This window comes from Vibrio sp. 2130-1 (assembly GCF_033339515.1).
Genome location: NZ_JAWOUT010000603.1, coordinates 1 through 552, shown reverse-complemented (window position 1 = coordinate 552; position 552 = coordinate 1). Strand labels below are relative to the sequence as shown.

The 552-nt window shown below is 50.7% G+C and carries 1 protein-coding gene; it reads left to right on the top strand.

All coding sequences use genetic code 11. The features are described 5' to 3' along the window. Nucleotides 1–552 (top strand): cbb3-type cytochrome c oxidase subunit I (locus R7Q09_RS27650; protein ID WP_318144147.1); only part of this gene is annotated, 552 nt, incomplete at both ends.

The window sequence follows — 552 nt, the reverse complement described above, 5'->3', positions numbered from 1 at the left end:
GTTCTGCATAACTCTGTATTCCTAATCGCACACTTTCATAACGTGATTATCGGTGGTGTGGTGTTCGGTTGTTTTGCGGCGATCACGTACTGGTTCCCGAAAGCGACCGGTTTCACCATGAATGAAACTTGGGGCAAACGCGCATTCTATCTGTGGATTGTGGGTTTCTTGATGGCGTTCCTGCCGCTTTACGCGCTGGGTTTTATGGGTATGACCCGTCGTCTGAGCCAAGACATCAACCCTGAATACTTCCCGCTATTGGCTGTTGCGGCTGCGGGTACGGTTGTGATTGCACTGGGTGTGTTATCTCAGTTCATCCAAATCTACGTGAGTATTCGTGACCGTGAGCAAAACCGTGACCTAACGGGTGACCCGTGGGGCGGCCGTACATTGGAATGGGCAACGTCTTCACCTCCGCCGTTCTACAACTTTGCTCATCTGCCAAAAGGCGATGTACTGGACGCGTTCTGGTATCAAAAACAAAGTGGCGAGTTCGACCCAATGAAAGAAATGGAATACGAACGCATCCATATGCCGAAGAACACGGCAACG